Origin of the sequence: Pseudomonas sp. IT-P4 (assembly GCF_949767755.1) — a bacterium.
Lineage (GTDB): Bacteria > Pseudomonadota > Gammaproteobacteria > Pseudomonadales > Pseudomonadaceae > Aquipseudomonas > Aquipseudomonas monachiensis.
This window is the reverse complement of sequence record NZ_CATKPX010000090.1, coordinates 1-400: the sequence shown is the minus strand read 5'-3', so window position 1 is coordinate 400 and position 400 is coordinate 1. Positions and strand designations below refer to the sequence as shown.

Sequence of the window (400 nt, the reverse complement as noted above, 5' to 3'; positions counted from 1 at the left end):
GGGCGAAAGCACACCGTCTGCGCATAGGGGATGGCCTGGAAGCTGCACTCGAAGCTGCGGTCGCGGGCGGCGCCGGCCTTGAGCCCGATGATCACCGCCCGCGGCGCGAAGGCCTGGGGTGCGCCGTCGGTGACTTCCAGCACCTGGCCCGGCGCCAGGCGGGCGCTGCTGCTCATGCCGCAAAGGCGGGTACGGCGGTTGAGGTAACGCTCGTGGCGCAGGCGCGCATAGAAGTAGCCGCTTTCGCACTGCACGTCTTCGGGGAAGTCATGGCGGTCGCCGAGTGCGGTGTAGGGTTCGGCGTAGTGATAGGCCTCGCCGTAGGTGCCCTTGGCGCCGCGCGTCTGGTCGATGTCGCCGTCGAGGTGCGCGCGGGCGTCACGGTGGTGGTAGGCGCGGA

General features: G+C 70.2%; 1 pseudogene. It reads right to left on the bottom strand.

What is annotated here, in order from left to right:
- Positions 1-400: pseudogene (locus ACM6IT_RS27005) on the bottom strand (type VI secretion system tip protein VgrG); the annotation flags it as partial.